Annotated in this window: 14 protein-coding genes; 9 read left to right on the top strand and 5 right to left on the bottom strand. The window is 65.4% G+C overall.

The window, feature by feature from the left end; genetic code table 11:
- Positions 1 to 147: 147 nt before the first annotated feature.
- Together ABW18_RS02145 and ABW18_RS02140 are read right to left on the bottom strand one after the other, a co-directional pair.
- Positions 148 to 1,680, bottom strand: coding sequence for an NlpC/P60 family protein (locus ABW18_RS02145; protein WP_049697522.1), 1,533 nt, complete (start codon positions 1,678 to 1,680; stop codon positions 148 to 150).
- 394 nt (positions 1,681 to 2,074) lie between these two features.
- The gene (locus ABW18_RS02140) at positions 2,075 to 2,659 is read right to left on the bottom strand and encodes an Rv1476 family membrane protein (RefSeq protein ID WP_049697323.1); all 585 of its coding nucleotides are present in this window, start codon (positions 2,657 to 2,659) and stop codon (positions 2,075 to 2,077) included.
- Positions 2,660 to 3,170: 511 nt separating this feature from the next.
- Between ABW18_RS02140 and ABW18_RS02130 the strand changes: the two genes are divergently transcribed.
- The 3 genes from ABW18_RS02130 to ABW18_RS02120 all read left to right on the top strand — a co-directional run bounded on the left by ABW18_RS02130 (position 3,171) and on the right by ABW18_RS02120 (position 8,261).
- Positions 3,171 to 6,005: an aconitate hydratase gene (locus ABW18_RS02130; RefSeq protein ID WP_049697321.1), complete on the top strand. Its 2,835-nt coding sequence runs from the start codon at positions 3,171 to 3,173 to the stop codon at positions 6,003 to 6,005.
- 13 nt (positions 6,006 to 6,018) lie between these two features.
- Positions 6,019 to 6,597, top strand: a complete 579-nt coding sequence (locus ABW18_RS02125; protein ID WP_005202820.1) for a TetR/AcrR family transcriptional regulator — start codon at positions 6,019 to 6,021, stop codon at positions 6,595 to 6,597.
- A 119-nt stretch (positions 6,598 to 6,716) separates the two neighbouring features.
- A complete protein-coding gene (locus ABW18_RS02120) occupies positions 6,717 to 8,261 on the top strand; it encodes an acyl-CoA synthetase (RefSeq protein ID WP_049697320.1) in 1,545 nt (514 codons plus the stop codon).
- 66 nt (positions 8,262 to 8,327) lie between these two features.
- Here the strand turns inward: ABW18_RS02120 and ABW18_RS22870 are convergent, their stop codons facing one another.
- Positions 8,328 to 8,669 (bottom strand): hypothetical protein, encoded by a 342-nt coding sequence (locus ABW18_RS22870; RefSeq protein ID WP_049697319.1) that lies wholly within the window; start codon positions 8,667 to 8,669, stop codon positions 8,328 to 8,330.
- 31 nt (positions 8,670 to 8,700) lie between these two features.
- Between ABW18_RS22870 and ABW18_RS02110 the strand changes: the two genes are divergently transcribed.
- From ABW18_RS02110 to ABW18_RS02090, 4 genes are all read left to right on the top strand, one after another.
- Complete coding sequence (locus ABW18_RS02110; RefSeq protein ID WP_049697318.1) at positions 8,701 to 9,048, top strand: hypothetical protein; 348 nt, start codon at positions 8,701 to 8,703, stop codon at positions 9,046 to 9,048.
- A 135-nt stretch (positions 9,049 to 9,183) separates the two neighbouring features.
- The gene (locus ABW18_RS23075; RefSeq protein ID WP_235434266.1) at positions 9,184 to 10,158 is read left to right on the top strand and encodes an MSCRAMM family protein; all 975 of its coding nucleotides are present in this window, start codon (positions 9,184 to 9,186) and stop codon (positions 10,156 to 10,158) included.
- A complete protein-coding gene (locus ABW18_RS02095) occupies positions 10,155 to 10,751 on the top strand; it encodes a class F sortase (protein WP_049697317.1) in 597 nt (198 codons plus the stop codon). The genes ABW18_RS23075 and ABW18_RS02095 overlap by 4 nt, the downstream gene beginning before the upstream one ends.
- Positions 10,733 to 11,287 (top strand): prealbumin-like fold domain-containing protein, encoded by a 555-nt coding sequence (locus ABW18_RS02090; RefSeq protein WP_235434265.1) that lies wholly within the window; start codon positions 10,733 to 10,735, stop codon positions 11,285 to 11,287. The genes ABW18_RS02095 and ABW18_RS02090 overlap by 19 nt, the downstream gene beginning before the upstream one ends.
- 3 nt (positions 11,288 to 11,290) lie before the next feature.
- Here ABW18_RS02090 and ABW18_RS02085 read toward each other — a convergent pair whose 3' ends face one another.
- On the bottom strand, positions 11,291 to 12,919 hold the full coding sequence (locus ABW18_RS02085; protein WP_005202799.1) for an ABC-F family ATP-binding cassette domain-containing protein: 1,629 nt from the start codon (positions 12,917 to 12,919) through the stop codon (positions 11,291 to 11,293).
- 116 nt (positions 12,920 to 13,035) lie between these two features.
- Here ABW18_RS02085 and ABW18_RS02080 point away from each other — a divergent pair, with 116 nt between their 5' ends.
- Positions 13,036 to 13,812: an SDR family oxidoreductase gene (locus ABW18_RS02080; protein WP_049697518.1), complete on the top strand. Its 777-nt coding sequence runs from the start codon at positions 13,036 to 13,038 to the stop codon at positions 13,810 to 13,812.
- The gene (locus tag ABW18_RS02075) at positions 13,809 to 14,945 is read left to right on the top strand and encodes a lycopene cyclase family protein (protein WP_049697316.1); all 1,137 of its coding nucleotides are present in this window, start codon (positions 13,809 to 13,811) and stop codon (positions 14,943 to 14,945) included. The genes ABW18_RS02080 and ABW18_RS02075 overlap by 4 nt, the downstream gene beginning before the upstream one ends.
- Positions 14,946 to 14,972: 27 nt before the next feature.
- Here the strand turns inward: ABW18_RS02075 and ABW18_RS02070 are convergent, their stop codons facing one another.
- A complete protein-coding gene (locus tag ABW18_RS02070) occupies positions 14,973 to 15,416 on the bottom strand; it encodes a DnaJ family domain-containing protein (RefSeq protein ID WP_049697315.1) in 444 nt (147 codons plus the stop codon).
- Positions 15,417 to 15,451 lie beyond the last annotated feature (35 nt).

The raw sequence follows: 15,451 nt of genomic DNA, 5'->3' as shown, positions 1-15,451 counted from the left end.
TTCGTCCGGATCCCGGCGCAGCCGCGTTGTGCCTTCGCAGAATCGGTTGCCGACATGATTGCAAGCCAGCCTAGCCGTGCGTCCTGAAAACGCGCCAAGAAGGTCGTTCGGATGGCGCGGTATCACGGCATCCGGCTCGGTGCGGAATCAGAGCAGGCGCACCACGTTGGGCATCGCGCCCGCCGTCCGCAGCGGCGACACCTTGACGACGTCGCCCGACTGCGGCGCCTCGACCATCTTGTTGTCGCCGAGGTAGAGCGCGACATGCTCACTCGCATTGGGACCGTAGAAGATCATGTCGCCACGCTGCATCTGCGCCAGCGGCACCTGGGGACCCGATGTGTACTGGTAACCCGTGTAGTGCGGGAGCTGGATACCGACACCTCCGAACGCGTACATCATGAGGCCCGAGCAGTCGAAGCCCACCTTGTTGTAGTCGCCGTAGCTGTCGGCAACACCACCGTCGCGGATACCGAGGGTGGGACCGTTGGCGTCACCACCACCCCACGCGTAGGGCACGTTGAGCTGCGAGAGCGCGCGGTTCACCACGATCTCGACGGCCTGAGGGCCACGCAGACCAGGACGCACCGGGCCACCGCCGCCCGAGGAGCTGCCGAACAGCGTGCCGAGACTGCCGGAACCGAGCCTGCTGGCGATGCTGTCGGCACCGGAGGATCCCAGCGACGCACCCCCGAGGCCGAGTTCGTCGAGGAGTTCCGAGTGCGGGATCTGCGCCTGGCCGACCATTGCCGCGAGTGCCTTCTGGCCAAGGTCTCCCGCGAGACGAGCGGCGGCCTCCGCGGCCACCTGAAGCGCTTGGTTGTCACTCGTCCCTTCGACCTGAGTCGCGCCGGGCGCGCTCGGACGAGGTCCCGGGAGTCCCGGGATTCCGGGGAAGAGTCCCGACAACAGGTCGGTCGGCGCGGGAGCGTCGACCTTCTTGGGTGTTGTGACCGTGCCACGCAGCTTGTCGAGTTTCTGCTGGACCGAATCACGTTGAGTCACGAGCGAATTGCGACGCTGCTGTTCGTTGAGCATCGCCGACCGGGCTTCGCGTACGGCGGCAAGTGCGTCGTTCTTGCGCTGCTCCGCGCCCGAGGTGGCAAGCGCCGCCTGCCGTTTGAGAGCTTCGAGCGCCGACACCCTGTTGGCTTGTTGGTTGCGGGCCACCTGCAGGCGACGGATCGTGTCCTGCTGGTTCCGGGCGAGCCGGTCGAGCGTCGACATCCGCTCGAGCACCCTGTCGGGATTGTCGGAGGACACGTACTTGGTCATCGAACTCGACGTGGTGCCATTCCGATAGACATCGCGGATCAGTGCATCGAACGATTTCTGGGCGTCTTTGGCAGCACGGTTGGCTTTGGTGAGAGAGTTCTCGGCGCCGGATGCCGCCTGGGTGGCCAGCTGCTGCGCCGCGATCGAGTTCTGATAATCGGCAAGCGACCTGTTGGCGTTCTCCTGGCGAACGGCGACCGCTCCGTCGAGATCCTTAATGTTCTGATTTGCCGTCGCGATCTGATTGATCAACGTCGACACCGCACTCGTCGGCTTTTTCGGCGCCGTCGCGCCAGGAGCGGCCAATGCCTGGCCCGCACCCATTCCGCTGAGTATCGCGACCGCAAGTACGGCCCCTAGACGTGCGAATCGCGGCCTACCCCGCCCCGGGGTACCACGAGCCACACCGGTGGTCACTCGCCTCACGTGAAACTCCTCGCCCTCGCCGGCGATGTCATGCCTCGAGTCGCACCGTCTCGAGTCGCACGCATCTCCATGTCCGAACACAGGGTGCACGTCTTCCCCAACCAACCAACGTGCATCACCTACCACATGTGGTGCATTGGATACCAACAGCAACACAAGCGACATGAGAACCGTACGTCACATCGGACACACGAGAAAACCGCTGCAACGAATTACATAGGGGTGATTACCTGGGAAAATGCCGTGAACAGCCCAAAGGGTGACATGACTTGCCAGGTATCGAATTGGCAACAGAGCGTCGAACGACGACGAGACCCGGTTGTGCCGTACGACCCGGGTCCGAGCTTCGCGAGGTTGGTTGGTGCAGCCTGCCTCAGCGGGCGGACGACTCGGTCGCCGACACCACGTCGTCACCCGAGGTCGACTCGGCTGCTCGCGGCGGTTGTGCAGCCGGTTGCGCGACCTCACCGCGGCGCCGACGCGCACGTACGGTCCGCACACGCGCGAGCACGGCACCGATGATCGTCACGACCACCAGGAGGAGCGTCACGAGCGTCCAGTCGATCTGCGGCGACGTCAGTTCGTCGTACATCTGTGTGGCGGCGACGGACGGATTCTGCAGCGTCAGGTCGTCCATGGCCTGCTCCTGCACCACGCGACTGAAGTCGGCCGACGAGCTACCGACCGAGTTCGGGCCGATGACCAGCACGGTCCCACCGACCTCGGACTGCAACTGGGTGGCGATGTCGCGGTAGTAGGTGAAGTTCGGCTGCGGCACGGTCAGAACGACCACGTTGAGGTCATGCCCGTCGGACTCGGCCCGGGCCACGAGGGCGCGAAGCGCTGGTTCCTGATCGGCGGGTGCGGCGACGTGGTCGGCAAGCAGTTCTTGCCGCAGGGCCGTCATGTCGACATTCGCAGGAATGATCGCGGGGTAGCCCTGTGGACCTGGACTCATCGGCTGTACCCAACTTTCTGTTCTGCTCGAAACTGCGTGCACCTACCGCATGCTCCGAACCGCATGCGCGCTGCCACGACAATCCTGCCCAATGGGTCGTCACGGCCGGGGACCCACCCCCGCGTGTCACCGGAGAAGGTTTCGCAGCCATTAAATGTCGCCGACGCGCACACGACCGCGTGACCCTCGCCTCGTGCCATGCGACAGAATGGAGGATGCTGTAGGTAGGCGGTAAACGGGCGTGTCGCGTGTTGTAAACAGTACAGCCGTACTGTTAGGATGACACGGTGACCACGGCGGCCCCGTGGCCGCCCCGCGAGGGCAGGGAGGCATCGGTACCACCCACCGGCGCCACCGACAGCACTCGAACACCCGGCGCAGCCCGTCGGGTCACGGTCGGAGTCGACGAGCGGCGTTCGTCGACGAGCCGGCCAAGCAGTCCACGTGCGCACACGTGAGACGTCGAACGACGCCGACGCAGCCCGTCGGCACGAGGAGAGTGGATTAAGTCGTGAGTATCAATTCCTTTGGCGCCCAAGGCACCCTCGAGGTGGGCGACAAGTCGTATGAGATCTACCGGCTGAGCGCTGTCAAGGGAACCGAGAAGCTCCCTTACGCACTCAAGGTCCTCGCCGAGAACCTGCTTCGCACCGAAGACGGCGCGAACGTCACCAAGGACCACATCGAAGCGATCGCCAACTGGGATCCCTCGGCCGAGCCGAGCATCGAGATCCAGTTCACCCCGGCTCGCGTCATCATGCAGGACTTCACCGGCGTTCCCTGTGTGGTCGACCTGACCACCATGCGCGACGCGGTCAAGGAACTCGGCGGCGATCCCGACAAGGTCAACCCGCTAGCACCCGCCGAGATGGTCATCGACCACTCCGTCATCATCGAGGCCTTCGGCAACGCGCAGGCATTCGAGCGCAACGTCGAGATCGAGTACCAGCGCAACGAAGAGCGCTACAAGTTCCTCCGCTGGGGCCAGGGCGCATTCGACGACTTCCGCGTCGTGCCGCCGGGCACCGGCATCGTGCACCAGGTCAACATCGAGCACCTCGCCCGCTCGGTCATGGTTCGCCCCAACTCCGAGGGCACCGAGGTCGCCTACCCCGACACCTGCATCGGCACCGACTCGCACACCACGATGCAGAACGGTCTCGGCGTGCTCGGCTGGGGCGTCGGCGGTATCGAGGCCGAGGCCGCCATGCTCGGCCAGCCGGTTTCGATGCTCATCCCGCGCGTCGTCGGCTTCAAGCTGACCGGTGCGGCCAAGCCGGGCGTCACCGCGACCGACGTCGTGCTGACCATCACGGAGATGCTGCGCAAGCACGGCGTCGTCGGCAAGTTCGTCGAGTTCTACGGCAATGGTGTCGCCGAGGTCCCGCTGGCCAACCGCGCCACCATCGGCAACATGAGCCCCGAGTTCGGCTCCACCTGCGCGATCTTCCCGATCGACGGCGAGACCATCAACTACCTGAAGCTCACCGGCCGCAGCGCGGAGACGCTGGCCCTCGTCGAGGCATACGCCAAGGAACAGGGCATGTGGCTGGAGAAGGACGCCACCGAGCCGCAGTACTCCGAGTACATCGAGCTCGACCTGTCGACGGTCGTCCCGTCGATCGCAGGTCCGAAGCGCCCGCAGGACCGCATCGAGTTGTGGGACGCCAAGAACGCATTCCGCAAGGACATCCACAACTACGTCGAGGAGGGCAACACGCCCGCCTACAACGGTGTCGACGAGTCGAACGCGGAGAGCTTCCCCGCCTCGGACTCCCCCGCCATCGACCCCAGTGGTGCAAAGCTCTCGTTCGCCGATGACGGCTACGAGCCCGCCCACAACGCCAGCAAGGGTGCTGCGGGTCGGCCGTCGAAGCCCGTCAAGGTGTCGTCGACCGAGCGTGGCGACATGATCCTCGACCACGGCATCGTGACGATCGCGTCGATCACGAGCTGCACCAATACGTCGAACCCGTCGGTCATGCTCGGCGCCGGCCTGCTCGCCAAGAAGGCCGTCGACAAGGGCCTGACCTCCAAGCCGTGGGTCAAGACCTCGATGGCCCCCGGATCGCAGGTCGTGACCGGCTACTACGACAAGGCGGGCCTGTGGCCGTACCTGGAGAAGCTCGGCTTCTACCTCGTCGGCTACGGCTGCACCACCTGTATCGGTAACTCGGGCCCGCTGCCCGAGGAAATCTCGAAGGCGATCAACGACAACGACCTGGCCGCGACCGCGGTGCTGTCGGGTAACCGTAACTTCGAGGGTCGTATCAACCCCGACGTGAAGATGAACTACCTCGCGTCGCCGCCGTTGGTCATCGCCTACGCGCTCGCGGGCACGATGGACTTCGACTTCGAGTCCGATCCTCTCGGCCAGGACCAGGACGGCAACGACGTCTTCCTCAAGGACATCTGGCCGACCAACGAGGAGATCGCGCAGACCATCTCGAGCTCGATTAGCCCCGAGCAGTACGCCGAGGACTACGCCGATGTCTTCAAGGGCGACGAGCGCTGGCAGAGCCTGCCGACCCCCGAGGGCAAGACCTTCGACTGGGACGACGAGTCGACCTACGTGCGGAAGCCTCCGTACTTCGACGGCATGAAGCTCGAAGCCGATCCGGTCTCCGACATCAAGGGCGCCCGCGTCCTCGCGAAGCTCGGCGACTCGGTGACCACCGACCACATCTCCCCCGCCTCGACGATCAAGCCCGGCACTCCCGCCGCGCAGTACCTCGACGCGCACGGTGTGGCTCGCAAGGACTACAACTCGCTGGGAGCCCGCCGCGGTAACCACGAGGTGATGATCCGGTCGACCTTCGGCAATATCCGCCTGGCGAACCAGCTCGTCGACGTCACCGGTGGTTACACCCGTGACTTCACGCAGGAGGGCGCTCCGCAGTCGTTCATCTACGACGCCGCGCAGAACTACGCGAAGGAGGGCACCCCGCTGGTCGTGCTCGGCGGCAAGGAGTACGGCACCGGTAGCTCGCGTGACTGGGCAGCCAAGGGCACCAGCCTGCTGGGCGTCAAGGCCGTCATCACCGAGAGCTTCGAGCGCATCCACCGCTCGAACCTCATCGGCATGGGCGTGATCCCGCTGCAGTTCCCCGAGGGCGAGTCGCACAAGTCGCTGGGCCTCGACGGCACGGAGACCTTCGACATCACCGGTATCGAGGAGCTGAACAACGGCACCACGCCGAAGACGGTGCATGTCACCGCCTCCAAGGAAGACGGCTCGAAGGTCGAGTTCGACGCCAAGGTGCGCATCGACACACCCGGTGAAGCCGACTACTACCGCAACGGTGGCATCCTGCAGTACGTGCTCCGCAACATGATCAAGAGCTGACAGGGCGATAGCAGTGCCCAAGGTCAGTGATGACCGCCTTGCCGCGCGTCGTCGGGAGATTCTCGACGGCGCGCGGCATTGCTTCGCGGAGTACGGCTACGACGGAGCGACGGTCAAACGCATCGAGGAGTCGACAGGACTCTCTCGCGGTGCGATCTTTCATCATTTCCGCGACAAGGAGGCACTCTTCCTCGCGCTCGCACGGGAAGACGCCGAACGCATGGCCGACGTCGCGGCAGAGCAGGGCCTTGTTCAGGTCATGCGCGACATGCTCGCGCGCCCACAGGATTTCGATTGGTTGGGCACGCGGCTGGAAATCGCGCGGAAGCTCCGCACCGATCCGACGTTCCGGTCGGCATGGCTGGAACGCTCGGCTGAGCTCGAGAAGGCCACTCTCGATCGACTCGAACGCGGCCGTGAGACCGGCCGACTGCGTGACGACGTCCCCACCGACGTTCTGCTCGACTACCTCGACCTCGTCCTCGACGGGCTGATCACCCGATTGGCTTCGGGACGTCCTACCGACGACCTGTCGGCAGTTCTCGACCTCGTGGAGGCTTCGGTGCGCTCGCGCGCCACTGCGGAGTCATGAGTTAGGCGCCCGCCATTGCGGCAATGACGGCCCCGCCGAACTATCGCTCGGTATACGATCTCGCATGATGCCGATCACACTCGGCATCGTCCGTATCCCGAGTCATCGAGGAGATCGTCGTGTTCCCAGGAACCATCGCCGCCACCACACCTGACAAAGCCGCCGTCGTCGACGCTGCAACCGGAACCGCACTCACCTATCGCGAACTCGACGACAACTCCGCGCGGTTGGCGAACCACCTCGACGAACTCGGGCTACGTCCTGGCGACACGATCGCGATGGTGTCGCGCAATAACCTTCACATGTTCGAGGTGTACTGGGCAGCGATCCGCAGTGGCCTCTACGTCACCGCGATCAATCATCACCTGACCGCGGACGAAACCGCCTACATCCTCACCGACAGCGCGGCGAAGGTGCTGTTTGCCGATGCCGCTGTGGCAGAAGCGGTCTCGACGAGCGGCGATATCGCAGCGCTTGCCGAAGCGGGTCATCGCATCGCGTGGGGTGGGGTCATCGATGGCTTCGAACCCTACGACGACGTGTTGGCGGCAGCACCGGACACGCTGCGTACCGACGAACCCCGCGGCACCGACATGCTCTACTCGTCGGGAACCACGGGACGCCCCAAGGGGATTCGCACACCGCTACCGGATGGCTTGGTCGCAGAAGTCCCCGATGCGTACACCGCGATCTTCAGCCCGCTGTACGGATTCGACGCCGAGAGCGTCTACCTATCCCCAGCGCCGTTGTATCACGCTGCGCCACTGCGCTTTTGCGGCGTCACCAATTCTGTCGGCGGCACCGTGGTGTTCATGGACCACTTCGAGCCGGAGGAAGCGCTGAGTCTCGTCGAGGAGTATCGCGCCACGCACAGCCAATGGGTGCCGACGATGTTCATCAGGATGCTCAAGTTGCCCGCGGATATCCGCGACAAATACGACGTGTCGAGCCTGAAGGTGGCGATCCACGCCGCGGCCCCGTGCCCCGCCGAAGTCAAGCGCGCGATGATCGAATGGTGGGGTCCGGTGATCCACGAATACTACGCATCGACCGAGGCCGCGGGCGCGACGTTCATCGGCCCCGAGGACGCGTTGACGCATCCCGGTTCCGTCGGACGAGCGGGCATGGGCGTCATCAGGATCTGCGACGACGCCGGCGACGAGGTGCCCATCGGCGACGTCGGCCTCGTGTATTTCGAGCGTGAGACACCCGCTTTCGAGTACCACAACGACCCGGGCAAGACGGCGTCGGCGTATCACCCGAAACACCCGACCTGGGCCACAACAGGCGACATGGGCTACGTCGACGATGAGGGTTTCCTCTATCTCACCGACCGCAAGGCGTTCATGATCATCACCGGCGGCGTCAACATCTATCCCCAAGAAGCCGAGAACGTTCTCATCAACCACCCGGCCGTCTACGACGTCGCCGTGATCGGTGTGCCCGATGACGACCTCGGCGAGGTCGCCAAAGCGCTCGTGCAACTCGATCCGGCGTACGAGGCCTCGCCGACGCTTGCCGACGAGCTCCTCGACTTCGCGGGCGATTCGCTTGCGCGGTACAAGGTTCCACGCTCGGTCGATTTCGTTGCAGATCTGCCTCGCACACCCACCGGCAAGCTGGTCAAGGGCGAGCTCACGAAGCGGTATGCGGCGTCGAGATGAGCAGTGGTCGCCGTCGAACGCGTGAATGACACCAGATAACGCGTGGATAACGGTTCTTCGCGCGTGTTAACGATCGCCCTCCCGATTCGGACTCATCAGACATCGGGGGTCACACAGTGATCCGATTCGGGTCGGGGAGATCGCGAGTCCGCTCATGCGTACCGTCACACATTTCCGTTCTTTCTCGAGCACACTCATCGTCGTCGTGGCGTGTCTGTCTCTCGGGGTGGGTGGTGCCCACGCCGACGTCGACACGACCGCGCCGTCGGTGACCACTCCATCCACCACGGCGCCGACAACCACGACGCCGCCGACGACAACACCGCCAACAACAACCACGCCGCCGACGACCAACCCGCCCTCGTCATCGACCCCACCGAGCACACCCGCGAGCACCGAAACGTCCACGCCCACAAGCCCTGTCGCGTATGGGTCCGTGATGATCAATGCCGTGCTCGACGGCGCGCACGACGGGGTCAACGGCGTGTTGGTTCGCCTGGTCGCGGTCAACCCTTACGTCACGACCTTGCCCGCTACCGTGCAGTCCCCGACCGGGACGGTGAGTGTCCTTGTGCTCGAAGTACCCGCGGGACTGACGCTCGTGGGGCCGTCGTCGTTCAACATTCCACTCGAGCGTGGCCGGGACATCATCTACACGATCCACTTCGCCGCAAAGGGCACGTCAGGTCCGGGAACAACGAATCCCGGACCCTCGGCTCCCGGCCGTGATCCGGGCGCACGCACTCCGCTGAGCTCGATTCCCTCGGGGCCCGTCTACCGGCCGTGAATGCACCGCCACGTACAGGCCGTACGACGCGTGAATGATTTCCGCCCGCCGACGGCCGCAGGCGATAACGAATCGATTGGCCCACCCGACTTCACGGGTGTCGGGGCCGTCCACCCCACCGAAAGGCTCACTCCAATGTCGAAACGATCACCCAAGCACCCCAGCAGATTCCGCACTCCGCGGACAAGCACCGCAGCCTTTGCGGCGGGAATCCTGCTCAGCCTTGCGATGGCTCCCGCAGTCGGTTCGGCGGAAACCCCGTCGACCTCGTCGACCTCGTCGACCTCGTCGACCACCGTGGCACCCGCCACGACGGTTGACCAGCCGACGACGCAGGCACCTTCAACCACGACACCGGAGAGTACGGCCACCAATCCGGCGCCCCCGAGTTCGTCGGCACCGAGTACCTCCGCCCCCGGTCCGTCGACGACCGTCGAAGCGCCGACGTCGACAACCCCGAGTTCTCCGACGGCCCCTCCGGAGTCCGGGACCGCACACCTCTATGTCACATCATTCATCCCCTACCCCAACGGCATCACGCCGGTGCAGGGTGCTCGGGTACGTCTCACCAACAACGAGACCGGCGCGGTAACGATGGTCACCGCCCCCGCCGAACTGACCCTGAACGTGGGAACCTACAGTTTCGAGACGATCAGTTGGCCCGACGGATTGAGGCTGATTTCGGGAAGCGGCACAGTCGAACTCGGACTGCTCGGCAACCATATCCAGATTTCCTTCGCACGTACCGACGGCGGCGGAGATGGTTCCGGAACCCTGCAGGTGGTCAAGGCAGACAGAGTCACCGGCGCCAAGCTGCCGGGAGCGAGCTTCATCGTGTCCACCTGCTCCGGGGATGTGTTGGGGTGGGAAACCACCGGCGAGGGCGGTGTGGTCAACCGTGAGGTGGCACCGGGCTGCTACCGCGTCAAGGAGACGGCGGCACCGAAAGGCTATGTGCCCGAGGGTCGCTCGTACACCGTCGACGTGTCCACCGACAAGGTGTCGACGGTGACGGTCTACAACACCCCCGTCGACCACGTGACCGACCGCAATCCGTCGGGCAGGACATCGCTGTCGTCGATTCCTTCGGGACCGGTGGATCGACCATGAAAACCACGCCGATACTCACACTGTTCTGCCTGCTGGCTCTGAGTCTGACGCTTCTCGTCGGCTGCTCGACACGCACGAGCGAATCGTCCGTGGCCACACCGTCTGCTCAGACCCAGCTACCCGCACCCGTTGCCGCACGCACCGACGAGCCGGCAGCACCGAAAAGTATTGAGGTCGGCGGTGATTCCGCTGTCACCGATGCGGTTGCGACGGATACGACCGGTGCCCTCCTGCCGCCACAGGACGTCCATCGTCTCGGCTGGTGGGTCGATTCGGCGTTACCCGGATCGGGCAAGGGCACAATCGTCGTGACCGGCCACGTCGACGAGGCCTCGCAGGGGCGTGGCTTCGCCGCCCGGTTCAGTTCTCTCGCACCGGGAACCGAAGTCGCGGTCACCACAGCGAAGGGTGAGACCGTCCACTACCGGGTGCGTAACGTCCAGAAGGCCGACAAGGAGAAGGGCTTTCCGGCAGCGGAACTCAACCGTCTCGACGGGCCGGAGACCCTCGCCCTCGTCACGTGCGGTGGGGCGTTTGTCGGTCCCCCGCTCGGCTACGCCGACAACATCATCGCGTGGGCGACGCGAGCATGAACGGCCGATTCGTCCGTGTGACAACGACTCTCACGGTTGTCGGCGCAATGACACTCGCCGGAATCGTCGGAGCGTCGGCGTCCGCCTCGGCCACACCCGGTTCGGGAACATTCACCGTGACGACGCGAGACCAGCAACCGAGTCGATCCATCGGAACCGGCGTCGACCGCAAGGGCGGATTCGACGACGGGTCGGGCCAACTGCGGATCGCAGTCCGCGACCGCATCCACGGCCACCCACTGCCGGGTGCGCGGTTCGCGATCACGACGTGCGCCGGGCAATCCCGTGGCTCAGGTGTCACCGATGCACAGGGACTGCTGATTCGTTCGCTGCCGACGGGCTGCTACCGCGCTCGCGAGGTAGCAGCTCCCAGCGGATACATCGCGAACGAGGCGTCGGGAACGATGCACGTCGAGTCCGATGCCACCGATCATCACGAGATTCTGGCCACTCCCGTCGGTCACGTCAGCACGCGGGACGTCGGCAAGCGCGTGCAGTTGTCGGGCATCGTGACTGGACCGACGGAGGGGCCGTGATGCTCACGCGAGCTCGATGAGCTCCTGGTATTCGTCGCTCCAGTGGTCTTCGGTGCCGTCGGGCAGAAGAATCACGCGTTGCGGATCGAGCGCCGCCGCGGCACCGGGATCGTGGGTAACGAGGACCACGGCACCGGTGTAGCTGCGCAGGGCGTCGAGCACCTGCTCGCGCGAGATCGGGTCGAGGTTGTTGGTCGGCTCGTCGAGTAGCAGCACGTTGGCCGCCGACGACACTAGGCCTGCCAGCGACAGTCGCGTCTTCTCGCCACCGGATAGCGTGCCCGCGGGTTGGTCGAGCTGAGGTCCGGTGAACATGAAGGCACCGAGCAGGCTACGAAGATCCTGTTCGCCTGCGTCGGGCGCGGCGTGCCGAATGTTCTCCCACACCGTCGCCATGTCGTCGAGGGTGTCGTGCTCCTGCGCGAAGTAGCCGATCTTGAGTCCGTAGCCGGGCTCCAGCGAACCCGTATCCGACGCCTCGACACCGGCGAGCACCTTGAGCAGGGTGGTCTTACCCGCACCGTTGAGTCCGAGCACGACCACACGGCTGCCCTTGTCGATCGCGAGGTCGACGCCGGTGAAGATCTCGAGCGAGCCGTAGGACTTGCTCAGTCCCGACGCCATCAGCGGAGTCTTGCCACACGCCGCGGGCTCCGGGAAGCGAATCCGGGCGGTGCGGTCGGCCACCTGCTCCTCGTCGAGGGAATCGATCATCCGATCGGCACGCTTGAGCATCTGTTGTGCCGCAGTGGCTTTCGTGGCCTTGGCGCCGAGCTTTGCAGCCTGTGCGCGCAGTGCGGACGCCTTCTTCTCCGCATTGGCGCGCTCACGCTTACGACGCTGCTCGTCGGTTGCGCGTGCGTCGAGGTAGCGCTTCCAGCCCATGTTGTAGACGTCGGCCTCGCCGCGGACGGCGTCGAGGAACCACACCTTGTTGACCACGTCGGCCAGCAGGTCGACGTCGTGGCTGATCACCACGAGTCCACCCTCGTGGTTCTGCAGGAAGCTGCGCAACCAGGTGATCGAGTCGGCGTCGAGGTGGTTGGTCGGCTCGTCGAGGAGCAGCGTCGTCGCAGATTTGCCCGAGCCGTCGGAGGCTGCGAACAGGATGCGGGCGAGCTCGATGCGACGGCGCTGTCCGCCCGAGAGCGTGCGCAGAGGCTGGCCGAGTACGCGATCGGGCAATCCGAGGCTGTTGCAGATGCGCGCGGCCTCGGACTCGGCGACGTAGCCGCCGAGGTCGGAGAAGCGCTCCTCGAGACGGCCGTATCGTGCGACAGCCTTGTCGCGCACCTTGTCGTCGGCAGCCTCGGCCATCAGGGCCTGCTGCTTTTCCATCTGATGCATGATGTCGTCGAGCCCACGCGCAGACAGCACGCGATCGCGTGCGACGACGTCGAGGTCGCCTTCTTTGGGGTCCTGCGGCAGATAGCCGAGATCGCCGGTCCTGGTCACCGTTCCGGCGTAGGGCTCGGTCTCGCCCGCGAGAATGCGCAGCGAGGTCGTCTTACCTGCGCCATTGCGGCCGACGAGGCCGATCCGGTCGCCGGGTTGAATACGCAATGCTGAGCCGGGCGCCGACAGCAGGGTCCGAGCGCCCGCTCGAACTTCCAGGTCGGTCGCGGTGATCACGACGGTCCAGTCTACTGTGCGTCGGCCCGTGGTTTTTCCACCCCGGGCGGCCGCGACTTCCTCACGTCGCTCGATACGGTGGCAGGGTGACCGAACGCACAGCTGAACCCACCGGAATGTTGCCGACACCCGATCTCACCGGGCGATCCGCACTCGTCACCGGCGCGAGCCGCGGCATTGGATTGGCCATCGCCACCGAACTCGCCCGTCGAGGCGCCACGGTGGTCATCACCGGCCGTAAACCCGAACCGCTGCAGCAGGCAGCCGAGTCGATCCGGACTGCGGTTGACGGGGCGAAGGTCGACATCTGTCCCGGCAATACCGGCGACGCCGCTCATCGAGCCGACGCCGTTGCGAACGCGGTGCGGCTCGGTGGCGGAATCGACATACTGGTCAACAACACGGGAATCAACCCGACGTATGGGCCGCTCGTCGACGCCGATCTCGACGCGGTGCGCAAGATCTTCGACACGAACGTGGTCGCCGCCCTCGGGTTCGTGCAAGAGGCATATCGGGCGGGCATGGCCGAATCAGGAGGAGCTGTGCTCAACATCGCCTCGGTCGCCGGAATCCGCTCCACCGGAGTCATCGCCGCCTACGGGGCGTCGAAAGCCGCGTTGATCCGCCTGACCGCGGAGCTCGCGTGGGAACTCGGGCCCAAGCAGATCCGCGTCAACGCGATCGCGCCCGCCATCGTCAAGACGAAGTTCGCCGACGCACTCATCGCTGGCGACAACGAAGAACGCGCGATTGCCGGCTACCCGCTGCGCCGACTCGGCAACCCGGAAGACATCGCGCAGGCTGCCGCCTTCCTCGTCAGCGACAACGCGTCGTGGATCACCGGTCAGACCTTGCAGGTCGACGGCGGACTGTTGGCCACCGGATCGATGTGACCGTGTCCCGTTCGGCGGCGGTGGTCGGCGGCGGTCCGGCGGGCAGGGGCCTGGCCCACCGCCTACGCCACCACGGGGTGGATACCACTCTCATCGATCCGCACCCCGACAGGGCGTGGCACGCCACCTATGCGGCATGGACCGACGAACTGCCGAACTGGTTGAGCGACAACGCCATAGCAGCGCAGACCGACGCCGTGCAGGTGTCTGCGCGAACCCGTCACGAGATCGCCCGCGGATACACGGTTCTCGACAATGTCGCTCTCGCAACCGAATTGAACCTCGACGGGGTGGCGCTGGTGGCGTCGGCCGCGACGTCGGTGTCGGCTGATCGGGTGGTGTGCGCTGACGGTTCGGTCGTCCGGGCCGATCAGATCGTCGACTGTCGAGGTGCGCTGCCGCACGACGCCCCGTACCAGACCGCGTTCGGGATCATCGTCGACGCGAAGGACGCGGAGGCGGTACTCGGCGGCGCGGGCGCGCTGCTCATGGACTGGGCGAGTCCTCGCCAGCTCGGTGCCGCAGGCTCACCACTACCGTCGTTTCTCTACGCCGTGCCGCTCGGTGATGGGACTGTGCTGCTCGAAGAGACCTGTCTCGCAGGGCATCCCGCGCTGTCGATCCCAGACCTCGAACACCGCCTGCGCTTTCGATTGGGCGACCATGAACCGACCGTGCTCCGCACCGAGGTGGTGAACTTTCCGCTCGTCGGCGCGTCGACGACGCCGTGGAAGGACCCGGTCTTCCGGTTCGGCGCTGCGGGCGGGATGAAGAATCCGACGACGGGCTACAGCGTCGCCACCTCACTCGCCTGTGCCGACACCGTCGCGGTCGCGATCGCGGACGGCGACGACCCGAAGGCCGCGCTGTGGCCGGCATCGGCACGTTCGGTACACGAACTCCGAATCCGCGGTCTGTCGGCACTGCTGGACCTCTCGGCCGAGCAGACCCTCGACTTCTTCGACGCCTTCTTCACCATGCCGATCAGCGCCCAACGCAGCTACCTCAGCGAGCGCGACAACCTCGCGGGCACACTCGAGGCGATGGGCCGCGTGGTCAAGGGCGTCGGAATGCGAACCAAGATGACGATCGCGCGCGGTGCGGCGACCGGTCACGGCTGGTCGGACGTGTGACCGGTCAGGCGAGCGGTGCCGTCAGGGTCACCGACGCCCCTGCCTGAGCGCCTGCCACTGCTCGACGATCTCGTCGACGTCGACGACGTGGGCAGTGACGACCGACGGGAGTCCGGCCCGCGTGGTCAGATGTGCTTCGCGTACACGGCGATTGAAGTCGGCGAGGATATCGCGCACCGCTGATTCGTCGGCGATGTCGGCCAGGGAGTCGGGAAACCCTTGCGCCTCTTTGCGGAGTTGCAGCGAGGCGGGCAGCAGGGCCGTCGAATCAAGTCCTTCGTCGCGGATCTTGCGCTTGACCCACCAGTCGGGGTCGTCGGTATCGGAGAGGTCGAGCGGCTTGCCCATGCCCGGCAGGTTGTCGAACTCGCCCCGCTCGGTGGCCTCGCGGATCATTTTCTCCACGCGCGTCTCGTACGTGGGCGGCTTCCAGCGGCGGACACGACGAAACCGTCCTTCGGGTTCGTCCATGTGTTCAGGCACCGGGGCGTCCTGTCACCGTGTCC

The sequence above is a fragment of the Gordonia jacobaea genome (assembly GCF_001186365.1).
GTDB lineage: Bacteria > Actinomycetota > Actinomycetes > Mycobacteriales > Mycobacteriaceae > Gordonia > Gordonia jacobaea.
This window is presented reverse-complemented; position numbering and strand designations above follow the sequence as displayed.